Annotated in this window: 18 protein-coding genes; 10 read left to right on the top strand and 8 right to left on the bottom strand. The window is 71.6% G+C overall.

Annotated elements, in window-relative coordinates; all coding sequences use genetic code 11:
• Positions 1–4: 4 nt before the first annotated feature.
• Genes ACZ69Q_RS12880 through ACZ69Q_RS12890 form a run of 3 tightly spaced genes read right to left on the bottom strand, consistent with a single transcriptional unit; the run spans position 5 to position 3,260 of the window.
• The gene (locus ACZ69Q_RS12880) at positions 5–1,075 is read right to left on the bottom strand and encodes a threonine aldolase family protein (protein WP_471040901.1); all 1,071 of its coding nucleotides are present in this window, start codon (positions 1,073–1,075) and stop codon (positions 5–7) included.
• Positions 1,072–1,821 (bottom strand): SDR family NAD(P)-dependent oxidoreductase, encoded by a 750-nt coding sequence (locus ACZ69Q_RS12885; protein WP_471041534.1) that lies wholly within the window; start codon positions 1,819–1,821, stop codon positions 1,072–1,074. Before ACZ69Q_RS12885 ends, ACZ69Q_RS12880 begins: the two co-directional genes overlap by 4 nt.
• Before the next feature lie 41 nt (positions 1,822–1,862).
• Positions 1,863–3,260 (bottom strand): DUF6421 family protein, encoded by a 1,398-nt coding sequence (locus ACZ69Q_RS12890; protein ID WP_471040904.1) that lies wholly within the window; start codon positions 3,258–3,260, stop codon positions 1,863–1,865.
• A gap of 389 nt (positions 3,261–3,649) precedes the next feature.
• Between ACZ69Q_RS12890 and ACZ69Q_RS12895 the strand changes: the two genes are divergently transcribed.
• Positions 3,650–4,333, top strand: coding sequence for a glycerophosphodiester phosphodiesterase (locus ACZ69Q_RS12895; RefSeq protein WP_471040907.1), 684 nt, complete (start codon positions 3,650–3,652; stop codon positions 4,331–4,333).
• A 3-nt stretch (positions 4,334–4,336) separates the two neighbouring features.
• Here the strand turns inward: ACZ69Q_RS12895 and ACZ69Q_RS12900 are convergent, their stop codons facing one another.
• A complete protein-coding gene (locus tag ACZ69Q_RS12900) occupies positions 4,337–4,888 on the bottom strand; it encodes a GNAT family N-acetyltransferase (RefSeq protein WP_471040910.1) in 552 nt (183 codons plus the stop codon).
• A gap of 69 nt (positions 4,889–4,957) precedes the next feature.
• On the opposite strand from ACZ69Q_RS12900, the gene ACZ69Q_RS12905 reads away from it, so the two are divergent.
• On the top strand, positions 4,958–5,350 hold the full coding sequence (locus tag ACZ69Q_RS12905; RefSeq protein ID WP_471040913.1) for a VOC family protein: 393 nt from the start codon (positions 4,958–4,960) through the stop codon (positions 5,348–5,350).
• A 107-nt stretch (positions 5,351–5,457) separates the two neighbouring features.
• Entirely contained in the window at positions 5,458–6,222 is a 765-nt protein-coding gene (locus tag ACZ69Q_RS12910) for a VOC family protein (protein WP_471040915.1), read from the top strand.
• 14 nt (positions 6,223–6,236) lie between these two features.
• Here ACZ69Q_RS12910 and ACZ69Q_RS12915 read toward each other — a convergent pair whose 3' ends face one another.
• Together ACZ69Q_RS12915 and ACZ69Q_RS12920 are read right to left on the bottom strand one after the other, a co-directional pair.
• The gene (locus ACZ69Q_RS12915; RefSeq protein ID WP_471040918.1) at positions 6,237–6,773 is read right to left on the bottom strand and encodes a MarR family winged helix-turn-helix transcriptional regulator; all 537 of its coding nucleotides are present in this window, start codon (positions 6,771–6,773) and stop codon (positions 6,237–6,239) included.
• A complete protein-coding gene (locus ACZ69Q_RS12920; RefSeq protein ID WP_471040921.1) occupies positions 6,770–8,206 on the bottom strand; it encodes an FUSC family protein in 1,437 nt (478 codons plus the stop codon). The genes ACZ69Q_RS12915 and ACZ69Q_RS12920 overlap by 4 nt, the downstream gene beginning before the upstream one ends.
• A gap of 166 nt (positions 8,207–8,372) precedes the next feature.
• Between ACZ69Q_RS12920 and ACZ69Q_RS12925 the strand changes: the two genes are divergently transcribed.
• From ACZ69Q_RS12925 to ACZ69Q_RS12945, 5 genes are all read left to right on the top strand, one after another.
• Positions 8,373–8,915, top strand: coding sequence for a DUF5134 domain-containing protein (locus ACZ69Q_RS12925; RefSeq protein WP_471040924.1), 543 nt, complete (start codon positions 8,373–8,375; stop codon positions 8,913–8,915).
• A gap of 107 nt (positions 8,916–9,022) precedes the next feature.
• Positions 9,023–9,958, top strand: a complete 936-nt coding sequence (locus ACZ69Q_RS12930; RefSeq protein WP_471040926.1) for a M56 family metallopeptidase — start codon at positions 9,023–9,025, stop codon at positions 9,956–9,958.
• A gap of 350 nt (positions 9,959–10,308) precedes the next feature.
• Positions 10,309–10,980: a phosphatase PAP2 family protein gene (locus tag ACZ69Q_RS12935; protein WP_471040928.1), complete on the top strand. Its 672-nt coding sequence runs from the start codon at positions 10,309–10,311 to the stop codon at positions 10,978–10,980.
• A gap of 229 nt (positions 10,981–11,209) precedes the next feature.
• A complete protein-coding gene (locus ACZ69Q_RS12940) occupies positions 11,210–11,941 on the top strand; it encodes an HAD family hydrolase (protein WP_471040930.1) in 732 nt (243 codons plus the stop codon).
• Positions 11,942–12,100: 159 nt separating this feature from the next.
• Positions 12,101–12,805 carry a TetR/AcrR family transcriptional regulator gene (locus tag ACZ69Q_RS12945; protein WP_471040932.1) on the top strand — a complete coding sequence of 235 codons (705 nt, stop codon included), beginning with the start codon at positions 12,101–12,103 and terminating at the stop codon, positions 12,803–12,805.
• Here the strand turns inward: ACZ69Q_RS12945 and ACZ69Q_RS12950 are convergent.
• Positions 12,793–14,289 carry an LVIVD repeat-containing protein gene (locus ACZ69Q_RS12950; protein ID WP_471040934.1) on the bottom strand — a complete coding sequence of 499 codons (1,497 nt, stop codon included), beginning with the start codon at positions 14,287–14,289 and terminating at the stop codon, positions 12,793–12,795. The two genes, ACZ69Q_RS12945 and ACZ69Q_RS12950, sit on opposite strands and share 13 nt — an antisense overlap.
• 63 nt (positions 14,290–14,352) lie before the next feature.
• Between ACZ69Q_RS12950 and ACZ69Q_RS12955 the strand changes: the two genes are divergently transcribed.
• The gene (locus ACZ69Q_RS12955) at positions 14,353–15,042 is read left to right on the top strand and encodes a DUF305 domain-containing protein (RefSeq protein ID WP_471040936.1); all 690 of its coding nucleotides are present in this window, start codon (positions 14,353–14,355) and stop codon (positions 15,040–15,042) included.
• 30 nt (positions 15,043–15,072) lie between these two features.
• On the opposite strand, the gene ACZ69Q_RS12960 is transcribed toward ACZ69Q_RS12955, so the two are convergent.
• Positions 15,073–15,567 (bottom strand): DUF6214 family protein, encoded by a 495-nt coding sequence (locus ACZ69Q_RS12960; RefSeq protein ID WP_471041536.1) that lies wholly within the window; start codon positions 15,565–15,567, stop codon positions 15,073–15,075.
• A gap of 198 nt (positions 15,568–15,765) precedes the next feature.
• Between ACZ69Q_RS12960 and ACZ69Q_RS12965 the strand changes: the two genes are divergently transcribed.
• Positions 15,766–17,160, top strand: a complete 1,395-nt coding sequence (locus ACZ69Q_RS12965) for a ferredoxin--NADP reductase domain-containing protein (protein WP_471040938.1) — start codon at positions 15,766–15,768, stop codon at positions 17,158–17,160.
• Positions 17,161–17,193: the final 33 nt, after the last annotated feature.

Here is a 17,193-nt window from a genome sequence, read left to right on the forward strand (position 1 = left end):
TCGGCTAGCGCGCCATCTCCTCCTTGAGCGCCGCCACGAACGCGTCGACGTCGTCCTCGGTCGTGTCGAACGCGCACATCCAGCGCACGACGCCGGCCGCCTCGTCCCAGAAGTAGAAGCGGAACCTCTTCTGGAGGCGCTCGCTCACGTCATGGGGGAGCTTGGCGAACACGCCGTTGGCCTGCACGGGGTAGAGGATCTCCACTCCGTGCACGGCGCGTACGCCCTCGGCGAGGCGCTGGGCCATCTCGTTGGCGTGCCGGGCGTTGCGCAGCCACAAGTCCTTGGCGAGCAGGGCCTCCAACTGCACCGACACGAAGCGCATCTTGGAGGCGAGCTGCATGGACAGCTTGCGCAGATGCTTCATGTGGCTGACGGCGTCCTGGTTGATGACGACGACGGCCTCGCCGAACAGGGCGCCGTTCTTCGTGCCGCCGAGCGAGAGGATGTCGACGCCGACCGCGTTGGTGAACGTCCGCATGGGCACGTTCAGCGAGGCGGCGGCGTTGGCTATCCGGGAGCCGTCCAGGTGCACCTTCATGCCGTGCGCGTGGGCGTGGTCGCAGATCGCGCGGATCTCGTCCGGCGTGTAGAGGGTGCCGAGCTCGGTGCTCTGGGTGATCGAGACGACCTGGGGCATCGCCCGGTGCTCGTCGTCCCAGCCGTACGCCTGCTTGTCGATCAGCTCGGGGGTGAGCTTGCCGTCGGGTGTGGGCACGGTGAGCAGCTTGAGGCCGCCCATCCGCTCCGGGGCGCCGCCCTCGTCGACGTGGATGTGCGCGCTCTCGGCGCAGATCACCGCGCCCCAGCGGTCGGTGACCGCCTGGAGCGCGACGACGTTGGCGCCGGTGCCGTTGAACACCGGGAACGCCTCGGCGGTGGCGCCGAAGTGGCTGCGCACGATCCGCTGGAGGTTCTCGGTGTAGTCGTCCTCGCCGTACGCCACCTGGTGCCCGCCGTTGGCCAGGGCCAGGGCGGCGAGCACCTCGGGGTGGGCGCCGGCGTAGTTGTCACTGGCGAAGCCGCGGACGTCCGGGTCGTGGTGGCGCCGGGCGTCGGTCTTCGGAGGGTTCACGGCTTCTCGGTCAGCCACAGACGGTTTCCGTTCACTTCGGCGGCGGACTTGTCCCAGACGCCCACGACGGCCTCGGCGAGGTCCTTGACGTCCGTGAAGCCCGCGAACTTCGCGTTGGGGCGGTCGGCGCGCATCGCGTCGTGCACCAGCGCCTTCACCACCAGGATGGCAGCCGCAGACCTCGGGCCCTCGGCGCCCCCGGCCTTGCGGAAGGCGTCGGCGAGCGCGAGCGTCCAGGCCTCGGCGGCGGCCTTGGCGGCGGCGTAGGAGGCGTTGCCAGCGGTGGGATTCGAGGCGCCGGCGGCGCTGATCAGCAGATACCGCCCGCGTTCGCTGCGCTGGAGGGCCTCGTAGAAGGCCAGTGAGGTGTGCTGCACGGTACGGATGAGCAGCAGCTCCAGGAAGTCCCAGTCGTCGAGGCTGGTCTTGATGAAGGTCTCGCTGCCGCGCCAGCCACCGACGAGGTGGACCAGGCCGTCGACGTGGCCGAACTCCTTCTCGGTGCGCAGTGCCCAGTCACGCGTGGACTCCAGGTCGAGCAGGTCGACCGTCTCGCCGGTGACCGTCGCGCCGCCGGAGGCGTAGCGCGCGGCGTCCACGGCCTCCGCCAGCCGCTCCGGGTCGTTGTCCGCGCCGACCACGGTCGCGCCCGCCTCCGCGAGTCGCCGCAGTGCCGCCCGGCCCGCGGGTCCGCCCGCGCCGGCCACCGCGATCACCGCACCGCTGAGAGCTCCGTTCCCCGCCATCTTCTTCGCCTCCTGAGCAGTGTTCTTGGTGGTGCGGTCGCTCACGCGGCGACTCGCTCGGCGCTCTCCGCCGTGATGCCCTTGGTCGAGGCGATCACGTTCTTCAGCTTCTTGGAGAGGGCCTCATAGAACATGCTCAGCGGAAACTCGTCCGGAAGCACGTCATCGACGAGCTTGCGCGGCGGCTGCGTCAGGTCCAGGGCGTCCGGACCCTTGGCCCAGCGGGATCCCGGGTGCGGGGCGAGGTAGGTGGAGACGAGCTCGTAGCCGGCGAACCAGTGCACGAGCTTCGGGCGGTCGATGCCGTCGCGGTACAGCTTCTCGATCTCGGCGCAGAGCTGGTTGGTGACCTGCGGGGCGCGGTCCCAGTCGATCTGCAGCTTGTTGTCGGTCCAGCGGACTACGTCGTGCTTGTGCAGGTAGGCGAAGAGGAGCTGACCGCCGACGCCGTCGTAGTTGCGCACGCGGTCGCCGGTGACCGGGAAGCGGAACATGCGGTCGAACAGCACGGCGTACTGCACGTCACGGGCCTGCGGGACGCCGTCGGCCTGGAGCTTCACGGCCTCCTTGAAGGCGGTGAGGTCACAGCGCAGCTCCTCCAGGCCGTACATCCAGAACGGCTGGCGCTGCTTGATCATGAACGGGTCGAACGGCAGGTCGCCGTGGCTGTGGGTGCGGTCGTGGACCATGTCCCACAGCACGAAGGCCTCCTCCGTGCGCTTCTGGTCGTGGACCATCGCGGCGATGTCCTCGGGCAGGTCGAGGCCGAGGATGTCGACGGCGGCGTCGGTGACGCGGCGGAAGCGGGCGGCCTCGCGGTCACAGAAGATGCCGCCCCAACTGAAGCGCTCGGGCGCCTGGCGCACGGCGATCGTCTCGGGGAAGAGGACGGCGGAGTTGGTGTCGTACCCGGCCGTGAAGTCCTCGAACTTGATGCCGCAGAACAACGGGTTGTCGTAGCGGGTGCGCTCCAGCTCGGCCAGCCAGTCCGGCCAGACCATGCGCAGGACGACCGCCTCGAGGTTGCGGTCGGGGTTGCCGTTCTGCGTGTACATCGCGAAGACGACCAGGTGCTGGAGGCCGTCCGCACGGCCCGCGGCGGGCTGGAAGGCCAGCAGCGAGTCGAGGAAGTCGGGCACCTCGAAGCCGCCCTCGGCCCAGCGGACGAGGTCCTTGGCCAGGGCCGCGTGGTAGGCCGCGTCGTGCGGCAGCAGCGGGCTCAGCTCCTCGACGGCCGCCACGACACGCCGTACGGCCGCCTCGGCGTCGGCCCGGGCGGGCGCGCCCTCGGCCTCGAAGTCGATCGACCCGTCCTTGGACTGCCATGGCCGGATCAGCTCCACGGCATCCTTGAGCACCGGCCACGCCGGGTGCTCAACCACCCTGGTCACGGGAGGAACCTGCTCCTCCGAAGCCGCCTGCACAAGAATTTCCGTCATGTCCCATCCTCCACGGGAGAACCTCGCGTATGGACACCGTATGCGTTCGAGGTTTCTCCCAGCAAGAGGAGGTTCGGGAAATTATCCTGCGCACCCGCAAGGTCACCGAACTTTTTCCTGTTGGATGCCGGGGCCGCGATTAGCCCGGCACCCAGCGGGCATACGCGAAGCCGACCGCGACATCCGGTCAATCCCCGGGGGACTCGCCCACGCCAGAGTGACCGCCCATAGGGGTACGAACCAGGCACGGCATGTCCATCCCCGCAAACCCTGTGTACACGTGGGGTTCATCACGCGCACAGGCCACTAGGCTGCGGCTCGGCCACGCGAACAGTCCGCTCCGGTTCGCGCGCGCTCCCCCGCCGCCGTCGACGGAAGCGAGTTGAACCTTGAACTTCCTTACCATCGGTCACCGCGGAGTCATGGGTGTCGAACCCGAGAACACCCTTCGATCCTTCGCCGCCGCCCAGCAGGCCGGCCTCGATGTCATCGAACTCGATCTCCACCTCAGCAAGGACGGCGCCCTCGTCGTCATGCACGACACCGATGTGGACCGCACGACCGACGGAACCGGCCCGATCGCCGACAAGACCCTCGCCGAACTGCGCGCCCTGGACGCGGGCCGCGGCGAGCGCGTACCGGTCTTCGAAGAGGTCCTGGACGCCGTGAAGTCACCGCTCCAGGCCGAGATCAAGGACGTCGCGGCGGCCCGGGCGCTCGCGGAGGTGATGAACGACCGGGACCTGGCCCCCCGGGTCGAGGTGTCCTCGTTCCATGACGAAGCCGTCGCCGAGATCGCCCGCCTGGTGCCCGGGGTACGCACCGCCCTGATCGCCAGCCGCTACGGCACCGACATCGTGGACCGCGCCGTCGAGGCCGGCGCGGCGACGGTCTGTCTGAACATCCGCCGGCTCACCCTGGAGGTCGTGGAGCGCGCCCGCAAGGCGGACCTCAGGATCATCGGCTGGGTGGTGAACACCCAGGACCACCTGCGCCTCGTCCGGGCCCTTGAACTGGACGGCGCGACCACCGACTATCCGGAGATCAAACGCACCGGCCGCTTCACCGCGTGAGCGTCACACCAGCGCCTTGACCAGCAGCTCGAACTGAAGGTCGGCGCGCTGCGGGATGCCGAAGCGCTCGTCGCCGTACGGGAACGGGGTCATCCGGCCCGTACGGCGGTAGCCGCGCCGCTCGTACCAGGCGATCAGGTCGTCGCGTACGGAGATCACGGTCATGTGCATCTCGGTGGCGCCCCAGGTGTCGCGGGCCTGCCGCTCCGCCTGCGCGATGATCACCTTGCCGAGACCGGCCCCCTGGAGTGCGGGGCTGACCGCGAACATGCCGAAGTAGGCGTGGGTGCCGCGGTGTTCGAGCTGGCAGCAGGCGACGACCTGCCCGTCCTGCTCGACGGTGAGCAGCCGGCTGTCGGGCGACTTGATGACCGCCAGCACGCCCTCCGGGTCGGTCCGCTGCCCTTCGAGGATGTCCGCCTCGGTGGTCCACCCGGCCCGGCTGGAGTCCCCGCGGTAGGCGGACTCGATCAGCGCGACCAGCGTGTCCACGTCGCCGTCGGTGGCGTCGCGGAAGACGAGTGCGGCAAAGGCGTCGGGCGCGGCGGTGTCCATGGTGCGGTTCTCCCCTTCGGGCGCGGCTCGGGCACCGCTGAGCCTAACGCGCCACTAGGCTCCCGCTGCATGGTGCACGTACTGAGCGGCCGGACCCTGCTGCGGCCCACCGATCCCGAACGGTCCCGTGTCTTCTACGGCGAGCAGCTCGGCCTCGCCGTCTACCGCGAGTTCGGTACCGGACCCGAGCGCGGCACCGTCTACTTCCTCGGCGGCGGCTTCCTGGAGGTCTCGGGGCGTTCCGAGACGCCGCCGTCCCCGGCCGTACGGCTGTGGATGCAGGTCCCGGACGTCGCCGCCGCGCACGAGGAGCTGGTGGCGAAGGGCGTCGGGATCGTACGGGCGCCCGTGAAGGAGCCCTGGGGTCTGATCGAGATGTGGATCGCCGACCCGGACGGGACGCCGATCGTGCTGGTGGAGGTGCCGGCGGACCATCCGCTGCGCTACCGCCCCGGGATCTAGGGCCGGTGTTCCCAGCGCCGGACCGTCGGGGCCGTTCCCGTCGGATGGCCGGGGCCCGGGGCGGGGCTTAGCGTGCTGGAGGGGGTTTTCGTCGCGGGAGGAACGCCATGAAGCTCGACAAGCCGGTGACCGGCGGGCCCTGCTGGACCGAGCTCGGCACCAGTGACCTGGCCGCGGCCAGGCAGTTCTACGAGGGGCTCTTCGGCTGGCGCGCCGAGACCGATCCGCGTCAGGAGGCGGGCGGCTACACGGTCGCGCATCTCGGGGACGCGGCTGTGGCCGCGCTGACCCCGCTGTACCAGGAGGGGCAGCCGGTGGCGTGGAACGTGTCGTTCGCGGTGCGGGACGCCGACGCCGCCGCCGAGCAGGTGACGCAGGCCGGCGGCACGGTTCTGATGGGCCCCATGGACGTGTTCGACGTGGGCCGCTTCGCGGTGGCCGTGGATCCCACGGGAGCGGTGTTGCAGCTCTGGCAGGCGCGGGCGTTCGCCGGCGCGGGGATCCTCAACGCGCCCGGCGCGCTGGGCTGGGTGGAGCTGATGACCCGGGCGCCCGAGCGGGCCGTCGAGTTCTACACGACGGTGTTCGGCTGGACCTTCAACGCCTCGGAGCACTACACGCAGTGGGGCATCGACGGCGACGACTTCGGCGGCATGCTGACGATGGACGACAAGTTCCCGCACGAGGTGCCGGCGCACTGGCTGCCGTACTTCGCGGTGGTGGACGTCGACACGAGCGCCGCGGACGCGGTGCAGAAGGGCGGCACGATCCTGATGGAGCCCACCTCCGTCCCGGACGGGCCGCGCATCGCCGTGCTGCGGGATCCGCAGGGTGCGGTGTTCGGTGTGTACCGGGCGGCCGACGAGAGCTGACGGCGCAGAATCGGTCAGGCGCGCAGCGCGCCCAGCCGGCCCTCCAGACGTCCCAGCAACTCGCCCAGCAGGGCGGCGAGTTCGCTGCGTCCGTCGGAGTCGAGCTCGGACAGGACGGACGTCTCGTAGGCGAGTTGCTCGGGCAGGATGCCGTCGACGAGCTCCTGGCCCTCGTCGGTGAGGCGGAGGTGGGCGACGCGCCGGTCGCGGGTGTCGCCTCGGCGCTCGACCAGGCCCCGTTCGGTGAGCTGCTTGAGGCGCTTGGTGACGGCGGCGCCCGAGGAGAAGGTCTCGCGGGCGAGTTCGCTGGGCGTCAGTTCGTGGCCGGTGCGGCGCAGCGCGCCGAGCAGGTCGAACTCGGGGCGGCTGAGGCCCGCCCGGCGCAGCGGGGCGTCCTCGGCCTGCTGGAGGAGGGCGGCGCAGCGGTTGATCCGGCCGATGATCTCCATGGGCGCGGTGTCGAGGTCGGGGTGGACGGTCTGCCACTGCCGGACCACGGCGGCCACCGTGTCCCGTCTCGTCCCGGTCGGCCCGCCGCTCGTCGCCGTCATGGCCGTACGCCCTCCGTCGTGTTGCCCGTGCGCTGGTCCGGGTGCCGTCCTTGGCTACGACCCGTAGCGGCGAGCGTACGTGGTCCGGAACGCTCGGCACGCACGACCCGCGACCGGTGCGGCACGACGACGGCGGCGGCGAGCCCGACGAGCGCGCCGACCAGCGTGTCCACGACGCGCTCGGTGATCAGCCGGCCGGGCTCCTGGAAACCTGCGAACTCGGTGATCAGCAGCGCCATCGGGGTCACGCATACGGTGCCGAGCCAGTAGTTGCGGCCGATGAGCGCCTCGGCGCCGAAGTTGAGGGCGAGACAGCACAGGACCAGCGCGACCTCACCGGTGTGGGCGAGGGGCACCAGCGCGGCGAAGAGGAGGACGCCGAGCAGGTTGCCGACGACACGCTGGACGCCGCGGCCCCAGGTGAGGGTGAGGTCGGCCTGGTACAGGGACGCGGCGGTGACCAGGGCCCAGTAGGGGCGGCCGATGCCGAGGGCCAGGGAGGCGTAGCCGGCGAGGGCGCAGCCGAGGGCGGTGCGTACGGCGAGCGGGGCCAGGGGACGCAGGCGGTGCCACAACGGGCCTAGGTGCGCGGCGAGTTCGCGGTCGGCGCCGGTGAGATCGGCGACGTCGGGCACAGGCCGGTTGCCGCGCACCTGGCGGGCCCAGACACGCAGCGGGGCGGGGTCGGCGTCGGCGGGTGCGGCGAGGGCGACCTCGGCGCGGACGACGAGGCGTTCCAGGGCGCGGCGGGTGCCGGAGGAGGGCGGCTTGCCGCCGGCGGGGTGCAGCGCCTGCCGGGCGGCCCGTACGGCGATGACGGCGGCGGCGTGGGCCTCGGCGGTGTCCTGTCCTGTGCCGTGGGCTTCGGCCTGCGCCGCGGCGGCGTTCAGGGCCGCCGCGGTGGCCCGGCGCTCGGGGCCGTGCGGGCGCAGCAGGCCGGGGGCCATGCCGACGAGCCATGCCCAGGCGCCGGCCGCGGCGGCGAGCGTGAGATGGCCCGGGATCCGGTCGAGGGACTGCGGGACGAACAGGGCGGCGGAGCTGATGAAGGTGAGGACGACGTTGCCCGGCGGGCCGATGCGGGTCGCGTCGCACAGCACCTTCTGCACGGCCGCCAGCACCGCGCCGACGGTGACCAGCACGACGGCACTGCGGGTCAAGGAGGCCGCGAGCAGGGCGGCGGCGAGACCGCCGAGCATGCCGAGCACCACCCATGCCAGAACGCGGGCCCGGGCGGCGTAGGGACGGTTGTGGGCGTAGAGCGCGCACAGCGATCCGGCCATGGTGTACATGGCCAGGTCCAGGCGGCCGAGCGCCAGGAGGGCGAGGTTGGGCGGGGCCACGGCGGCGACCACGCTCAGGGCGGGCTTGAACCAGATGTCGGAGGGCCGGCCGAGGCGCAGCACTCCGGCGAGCGGGGAACGACTGCTCATACCGGTCACCTTAGCAAGTGTTTTACTCGTAAAGCACATCGGGTGGCACAGGAGTGACCTGCCGCGCTCCGCCGAATGCTCCCCGTGTACACCCTTGCGCTCGCGTGCGCGCCGCACGGCCGGGGCATCGACGGACTGTCCGAGACCGTCGAGCGGGGAGGTGCGCGTGCACGGACCGGCTTCGCCCGGCTGGCTGCTGGTCGCGCTGTGTGCGGCGACCGGGGTCTACTGCCTGCTGCGGATGCGCAGCCACGTCGAGGAGCAGCGCCGCGCCGCCGGTGGCGAGGCGCTGATGGGGTTCGGCATGGCCGCGATGGCGGTGCCCGCAGCGGTGTTCTCGCCGCCGCCTTGGGCCTGGCCCGTCTATGCCGCCGTGTTCGGCGCGGCCGCCCTGCACGCCCTGTGGTCCGCACGGGCGGGCGGTCACCATCTGCACCACATGGTGGGAGCCTCGGCCATGGTCTACATGGCCATCGCGATGGCGACGGCGCCTGGCCATCAGGGTGGCCACGGCGGTTCCGGTGTCCCTCTCGTCACGGGCGCGCTGCTCGTGTACTTCACCGGATACGTGCTGTTCTCGGGGGTCCGGCTGGTGCCGGTCTCCGCCGGTGCCGGCGGGGGCGCCGGATGGGGCGACCGACCGGAGCTGGCGCGGGCCTGCCGGCTGTCGATGGGGATCGCGATGGTGGCGATGCTGCTGACTCTCTGACGCCGGGCCGTGCCGAGTGCCTGGCGCCCATACCCGCCAGTGGTCTGCGTCACTTTGCCGCGGGTGTCCGTACCCCTGAGCGATTCGGCGCTCATAGGGTGCTCCCCATGATGGTCCCCGCGGCACTGTTGCTGCTCGGCGCCCTGACCGCCGTCCTCGCCCCGCGGCTGCTCGCGCGGGCGGACTGGCCGGACCGAGAACCCGTGGTCGCCCTGTGGGTGTGGCAGTGCGCCGTCGCGGCCGTACTGCTGTGCTGCGCGCTGTCGATGACGCTCAGTGCGGCGGCCGCGTGGCAGGCCGTGCGCGGCCATGTGTTCGCGCAGGCGCCGAGTGCGGTGGTCGAGGCGTACGCGCTCGGAGTGGGCGGGTCATGGGCGGCGACGACCGCCGTGACGCTCGCGTGCGGCGGGCTGTGGACCGGGGCGATGCTGGTGCGCGAGGTGACACGCGCGCGTGCCCGGCGCCGGCAGCGCAGGGCCGAACTCCTCGTCCGCGCCCCGCTGTTGCCGGGCGAGGAGACGGGCAGCGACCGTCTGGTGATCCTGGAGGGCGAGCGGCCGGACGCCTGGTGGCTGCCCGGCACGGCGCCCCGGCTCGTCATCACCACGGCCGCGCTGCGCCGCCTCAATGGGCGGCGACTGGACGCCGTACTCGCACACGAGCAGGGGCACGCGCAGGCCCGGCACGACTGGCTGCTGCACTGTTCGGGCGCGCTGGCGGGCGGATTTCCGCAAGTACCGGTGTTCGCCGCGTTCCGCGACGAGATGCACCGGCTGGTCGAACTCGCCGCCGACGACATGGCCTCCCGCCGCTTCGGCCGGCTGACCACCGCCCTAGCCCTGGTCGAACTCAACGAGGACCGGGGCGTGTTCGGCCCCTGCCCGACCGCGCACACGCATGTGCCGCAGCGTGTGAACCGGCTGCTGACTCCCCCGGGCCGCCTCACGGCGGGCCGCCGACTGCGCCTGACCGCGGCAGCCGCGCTCGTCCCGGCGGTGCCGGTGCTGGTGGCGGTCGTACCGGGGCTGCGGGCGCTGGGGTAGTCGGGGCGGACGGGGTGTTTGCGCCGGGACACTCACCCTTCGTCGGGACAGCCCGCTCCCCGGGATACTCGCCCACGTCGGGGTAGTCCGCTCCCCTGGACACTCGCCCACGTCGGGGTAGACCGCCCCCTGGCCCCTCACCCTCGTCGGGGTAGACCGCCCCCTGGCCCCCCACCCTCGTCGGGACAGCCCGCCCCCGGACTCTCGCCCTCGTCGGGATAGCCCACTCCCCTACCGGGTACCCGGCGGGTGATGTTGCTCCGGGCCACGACCCGGTTCCCCTGTGGCGGGCGTCGCAATCCTGCCCCCGGCATTGGCCTCTCGCCCCATCGGTCGGCGAGGATCGCAGTATGCACACCCAGTCCGTCGAGTCCCCGCCCCGCCCACCGGCCGAGCGCAGAACCTCCCGCTGGGCCGGTGGCCTGGCGCTGTGCTCGGCGTTGCTGTTCGCGCTGGTCGCGGTGGGCTGGTACCCGCTGATGACACTGGACGACGGCATCGCGGACACCACACACCGCTGGGCCGTGGACGAGCCCGGTGTCACGCACGCCTTCCGCATCCTGACGGACTGGGTCTGGGATCCCTGGACGATGCGCATCCTGACCTTCGCGGTCGCGATCTGGCTCGTGTGGCGCAGAGCCGCCCGCTGGACGGCGGTATGGCTGGTGGCCACATGTCTGCTCGGCACATTGATCCAGCAGTCACTCAAGGCCCTGGTCGACCGCCCCCGCCCGGTCTGGCCCGACCCGGTCGACTCCGCCCACTACTCCGCCTACCCCTCCGGCCACGCCATGACGGCCACCGTCGTCTGCGGTCTGCTGCTGTGGCTCCTGCACCACTACGGCGCCGAACGCACCCTGTGGCGCACGGCCGTCGCCGTGGGCGTGATCTCCGTGGCCGGTGTCGGCCTGACCCGGATCTGGCTGGGCGTCCACTGGGCCACGGACGTCGTCGGCGGCTGGCTGCTGGGCGCGTTGGTCGTGGCACTGGCGGTGCGGGTGCACGCCCACCGGCAGGGCTGAGCGCGCCGCGGCGGACGGCGAGGCCGGTGCGGCGGACGGCGAGCTCCGGTTCGGAGGGCGGCGAGCCCGATGCAGAGGGCGGCGATGTCCGGCTCGGCGGACGGCGAGCTCCGGTTCGGCGGGCGGCGAGCCCGATGCGGAGGGCGGCGATGTCCGGCTCGGCGGGCGGCGAGCCCCGGTTCGGGCCGATCGTCCCGCGCACCGGAACACGGCGCCGTAGGATCCCGCCATGACCGCAGTTCTGTTCGATTTCTCCGGGACCCTCTTCCGTGTCGAGTCCACCGAGTCCTGGCTGCGCGGAGTGCTCACCGAGGCACGAGTGGAGCTCGCCGAGGCCGAGTTGGCCGAGGCGGCGCAGGCACTGGAGGCGATGGGGGCGCTGCCGGGCGGATGCGGCCCCTCCTGGCTTCCCGAGGACGTCGCGAGCGTCTGGGGAGTGCGCGACAAGAGCGCGGAACTGCACCGGGCGGCCTACACCGGACTCTCCCGGCATGTGCCGCTCCCCGACGAGAGGCTGCACGACCTGCTGTACGACCGCCACATGTCCCCGGCCGCCTGGGTGCCGTATCCCGACACCGCCGAGGTGCTGGGGACGCTGCGTGAGCGCGGCATCGGGGTGGGCGTGGTCAGCAACATCGGCTGGGACATCCGGCCGGTGTTCCGCGAGCACGGCCTCGATCCGTACGTGGAGACCTACGTGCTGTCGTACGAGCACGGCGTCCAGAAGCCCGACCCCCGGCTGTTCCGGACGGCCTGCGCGGCGCTGGACGCCGATCCGCGCGAGGTCGTCATGGTCGGCGACGACCGGCGGGCCGACGGCGGCGCGGCGACCCTGGGCTGTGCGGTGCACTTCGTGGACCATCTGCCGGCGGCCGAGCGGCCGGACGGGCTGCGGCCGGTGCTGGATCTGGTGAACGCGGGGGCAGGGGCGAACGGCATCGCCCCGCAGGCCCGCCGCTGAACAAGTAGCCTCCAGCGACCATCTCGTGGGGTTGAGCCTGCTCCGGACGATCCCCCGCGTCGCCCGGAGCAGACGGCAACCCGGACCGGGCCCCATCGAGGCCGGGCCGGACATGCTGAGTATAGTTGGCTGGCAGCCAGTCAACGCAGGAGTTACAGCATGTCCCCGCGCAGCGCCTCGGTCAATGAAGAGCTGCGGCGGCGATCCCGGGAGCGGCTTCTGCAGGCTGCGGTCGAGCTGGTCGGCGAGCGCGGCTACGACGCCACCACGCTCGGTGACATCGCGGACCGGGCCGGCTCGGCTCGCGGACTGGTGTCGTACTACTTCCCCGGCAAGCGCCAGCTTGTGCAGTCCGCCGTGCACCGGCTGATGCACCGCACGCTGGAGGAGGCGCTGGAGCGCGAACCGCGTACCGAGGACGGCCGGGAGCGGATGGCCAGGGCCATCGACGCGATCCTGGGCCTGGCCCGGGACCGGCCCGTGCTGATGCGCCAGCACATGGCGGGCATCCTCCAGGCCGAGGGGTTCGTGCAGTGCCCGGAGCAGCGGCGGCTGGCCGAACTGCTGCGGGAGACCTGCCTGCGGCACGGCTCGGCGGACGCCGACACCGACTATCCGATGCTGCGCGCCCTGCTCATGGGCGCGGTCTACGCCGCGCTGGTGCCGGGCGTGCCGATGCCGGTGCCGGTGCTGCGGGCCGAGTTGTTCGAGCGCTACCGACTGGACTGGGAGCAGGGCGTCCCGCCGGACGCGGAGGCCGGGTCCGGCGGGACGTGCGACACGGATCTGTCGCGGTTCTTCGCGACCGGGTCCTCACCCGGCTGCGCGGACGACCAGTCGGATCCGTCCGGTCAGTCGAAGTAGTCCGGCTGTGTCTGGACGTTGAGTTCGCGCAGGTGGACCCGGCGGGCCGGGGCCGTGCGCCGGTCGTTGAGCTGCAGGACGTCGAAGCCCCTCGCGTACTCGTTCGAGTAGATGTAGCCGTTGTAGTAGTACGCCGACCAGGAGCCGCCCGACTTGATGGTGTCCGTGGTGAGCGGGCCGCGGTCGAAGTAGGCGATCTCGGCCGGGTTCTCCGAGTCGGTGAAGTCCCAGACGGAGACGCCGCCCTGGTACCAGGCCTGGACCATGATGTCCCGGCCCTTGACCGGGATCAGCGAGCCGTTGTGGGCGACGCAGTTCTCGGTGTCGGCCTGGTGGCGGGGGATCTTGAAGTAGCTGCGGAAGACCAGTTTGCGCTTGTCGCCCTTGCCGACGATGTCGTAGATCCCGTCGGCGCCGCGGTCCGGGCCGATCTCCGCGTTGCAGGTGGCCGCGCTGCCGCCGCCCAGCTCGTCGGTGAAGACGACCTTGTTCGCCTTCTGGTTGAAGGTCGCCGAGTGCCAGAACGCGAAGTTGACGTCGTCCCGGACCTGGTCGATGACCTTCGGACGCTCCGGATCCTCGATGGACAGCAGGATTCCGTCGCCCATGCAGGCACCCGCGGCCAGGTCTTTGGAGGGCAGCACGGTGATGTCGTGGCAGCCGGTGGTCTTGCGGGCGCCGTCGGGCGGGCCGGGGTTGCCGCCGCCGTCCGGGCCCTCACCGGGGAAGAGCACCGGGAAGTCCACCACCGCCGCCTTCTCGGGCGCGTGCCGCGGCACCTTGATCACGGAGATACCGTCGTGCGGAGGCTGGCAGTCCGGGTAGGAGGCGTCCGGCGAGTACGAGGAGACGTAGATGTAGACGTTGCGGCGCTCGGGCACCAGCGTGTGGGTGTGGGAGCCGCAGGCGGTCTCGACGGCGGCGACGTACCTGGGGTTCCGCTTGTCGCTGATGTCGAAGACCTTCATGCCCTCCCACGAGGACTTCTCGGTCACGGGCTGGGTGGTGCTGTTGCAACTGCTGTCGCTGCGCGAGGAGTCGGTGGACAGGAACAGCAGGTTCCCGGAGACGGAGATGTCGTTCTGCGAGCCGGGGCACAGGACCTGCGCGACGGTCCGCGGTGCGGCGGGGTCGCTGATGTCGAAGATGCGGAAGCCGTCGTAGTTGCCCGCGAAGGCGTATCTGCCCTGGAAGGCGATGTCCGAATTGGTGCCCTGGAGCGTGTCCTTGGGGACGAACGCCAGGTGCTCGATGTTGTCGGAGTGGACGATCTCGTTCTGGCCCGGTATCTCGCCGTCCGCCAGCGACTCGCGCACCTCGGCCCGGGTGCGCTCGGAGACCCCTTGTTCCGCGACGGGGCCGTCCCCCGGGTCGGGGGTCGCGGCAGCCGGCTGGGCGGTGAGCAGGGCGGCCAGGAGCCCGGCGGCGGCGGTGGCAACTCCCAGGCGTCTGCGTCGTGTTCGGGGACTGCTTAACAGGATCACTGTTTCCTCCCTTGTTCCGTTCGCACTGGAACGGTTCACGCACGCACGAGTATCGTCTCGGTCATGCACATATCAACAGGGGGCAATCAACATGTAACAAGGACGCCGAGACGCCGCGGGCCTCGCGTCGTGACCGGAACGGCGGTCCTGGCAGCCTTGGCCGTGCTCGCGCTCGGCGGCTGCGACGACTCCGACGCCAAGTCGCCCGCACGGAGCGGACCTTCGGTGATCGTGCCGGGCAAGCCGGGCGAGTCGAACCGGATGCTGTCCGCCGAGGAGGCCGCACAGCAGCGCGCCGAGGACGACTCCCCCAACTCGGCGGACGTCTCCTACGCGCGCATGATGATCACGCACCACGCCCAGGCCCTTGAGATGACCGAACTCGCCCCGGACCGCGCCGAGTCGACGAAGGTGACGAAGCTCGCCGAGCGGATCGCCGCCGCGCAGGCGCCGGAGATCGCCGCCATGAAGGGCTGGCTCAAGACCCACGGCAAGGCCGAGCACGGCGACGGCCACGAGCACGGCTCGATGCCCGGCATGGCGACCGAGGCACAGTTGGCGAAGTTGCGCGCCGCGCGCGGGAAGGCGTTCGACCAGCTCTTCCTGACGCTGATGATCACCCATCACGACGGGGCGATCACCATGTCCACCGACGTGAAGGGACAGGGCAACAACATCCGGGTCGAGGAGATGGCGGACGAGGTGATCGCACAGCAGACGAGTGAGATCACCCGGATGCGGGACATGCTCTGACGGCTTCGGCGGACCCCGCCGAAGCCGCACTCAGCGCCGGGCGCGGCGCGGGGTCAGGAACCCCGCGTCCCGTGCCTGCCCGATGAGCCGGAGCGACCTGCGGCGGCTGTGCCCGGTCGCGCTCATCACCGCGAGCACGGGGTCGGCGCCGGCTTCCTGCGCCGCGCGGTACTTCTGGGCGATCAGCCACTGCCCCTCGACGCCGCGCGGCCAGACCGACCGGCCCCGGCCGGCCCCGGCGTCCCCGCCGCCCTCGGCGTCCTCGCCGTCCTCACCGCCGTCGGCACCAGGTCCGGTCCCGATGCCGCACGCCTCGGAGAGCGGACCTTCGATCCAGTCGGCGAGCGCCGCCAGGTCGTCGAGGGAGAGCGCCGGCTCGGCGCGTACGTCCTCGATGGAGACACGCCCCTCGGACACCACGGCGACCGCGTCCACCCGGGCACCGTCGCCGAACTCCAGCCGGACGCCGAACCACACAGTGGCGCCGCCACCGTCCCGCACTTGCCATGCGGGCCACACCGACACGGCTCCGTCCGCCGCGGGGCGATCGGACAGATTAAGAAAGGATGCTTCCAGCACACACGCAACGTAACCGCATGATCACATTCCATACGAACGAACACGCGTCCCGTACGGCGCACAGCACCCTGTCAGCGGAGCGGCAGCGGTGCGATGCTGGACCCGAGAGCGACTCCTGACGATTCCCGGACAAGGAGTTCCGCCGTGCTTCGTGTCGCCGTCGTCGGCTCCGGGCCCAGCGGGTGCTACACCGCCCAGAGCCTCGTAACGCTGGACAACGACGTGGTCGTCGACGTCCTGGACCGGCTGCCCTGCCCGTACGGCCTGGTGCGCTACGGCGTGGCGCCGGACCACGAGAAGATCAAGTCCCTCCAGAACAACCTGCGCACGGTCCTGGAGCACGAGCGGGTGCGGTTCCTCGGCGGCATCCGGATCGGCCCGGGCGGGGTGCCGGCCAGGCGGCTGCGCGAGCTGTACCACGCGGTGGTGTACTGCGTGGGCGCCGCCACCGACCGGCACCTGGGGATTCCCGGCGAGGATCTGCCGGGAAGCTGGTCGGCGACCGAATTCGTGTCCTGGTACAGCGGCCATCCGGACTTCCCGCAGCCCGCGGCTTCGCCCGGCGGGCGGGACGGCGTGGAGAGCGCACCCGCCGACGACGGTTTCGTGGTCGGCGCGCGCTCGGCGGTGGTCATCGGTGTCGGGAACGTCGCGGTGGACGTCACCCGGATGCTGGCCCGCGGTGCGACCGAACTGAGCCCCACGGACATTCCCCAGGGAGCGCTCACCGCCCTGGCCGCGAGCCGCGTCACGGACATCGACATGGTCGGCCGGCGCGGCCCCTCGCAGGCCCGCTTCACCACCAAGGAGCTGCGGGAGCTGGGCTCGCTGCCGGACACCGAAGTGACCGTGGATCCACGGGAGTTGGCGTTGGACCCGGCGTACGCCGACCCTTCCGGTCTGCCCGCGCCGCAGCGCCGTAACGTGGAGGTGCTGCGCGGCTGGGCCGAGTCCCCGCCTCGGGGCGCCCGCCACCGGATCCGGCTGCGCTTCTTCCTGCGCCCCGTCGAACTCCTGGCCGAGGCCGGGCGCGTGGGCTCGGTGCGGTTCGAGCGGACGGCGCCGGACGGGCGGGGCGGGGTGACCGGCACGGGCCGGTACGAGGACATCGAGGCCCAGTTGGTGCTGCGTTCGGTGGGCTATCGCGGAGTCCCCCTGGAGGGCCTCCCCTTCGACGCGGCGAGCGGCACGGTGCCGCATCTCGCGGGGCGGGTGCTGCGTGAGGGCGTCGTGGCGCCGGGCGAGTACGTGGCCGGCTGGATCAAGCGGGGCCCGACCGGCGTCATCGGCACCAACCGGCCGTGCGCCAAGGAGACGGTGATGTCGCTGCTGGAGGACGCCGACGCGCTCGCCGGACGAGAGCTGCCCGGCGATCCCCTCACCGCACTGCGCGCCGAGGGCGTCGAGCCCGTCGAGTGGCCCGGCTGGCAGTCGATCGAGCGGGCCGAGGCGGAACTGGGGGCGTCGCTCGGCAGAGGCGTGGTCAAGCTGCCCGACTGGCAGTCACTGATGAACGCCGTGCACGGCAGCGACCTTTAGGGGCGCGGGGAACCGCGCGAGCAACCACCCACG

It is taken from the genome of Streptomyces sp. NPDC036764, from assembly GCF_055609385.1.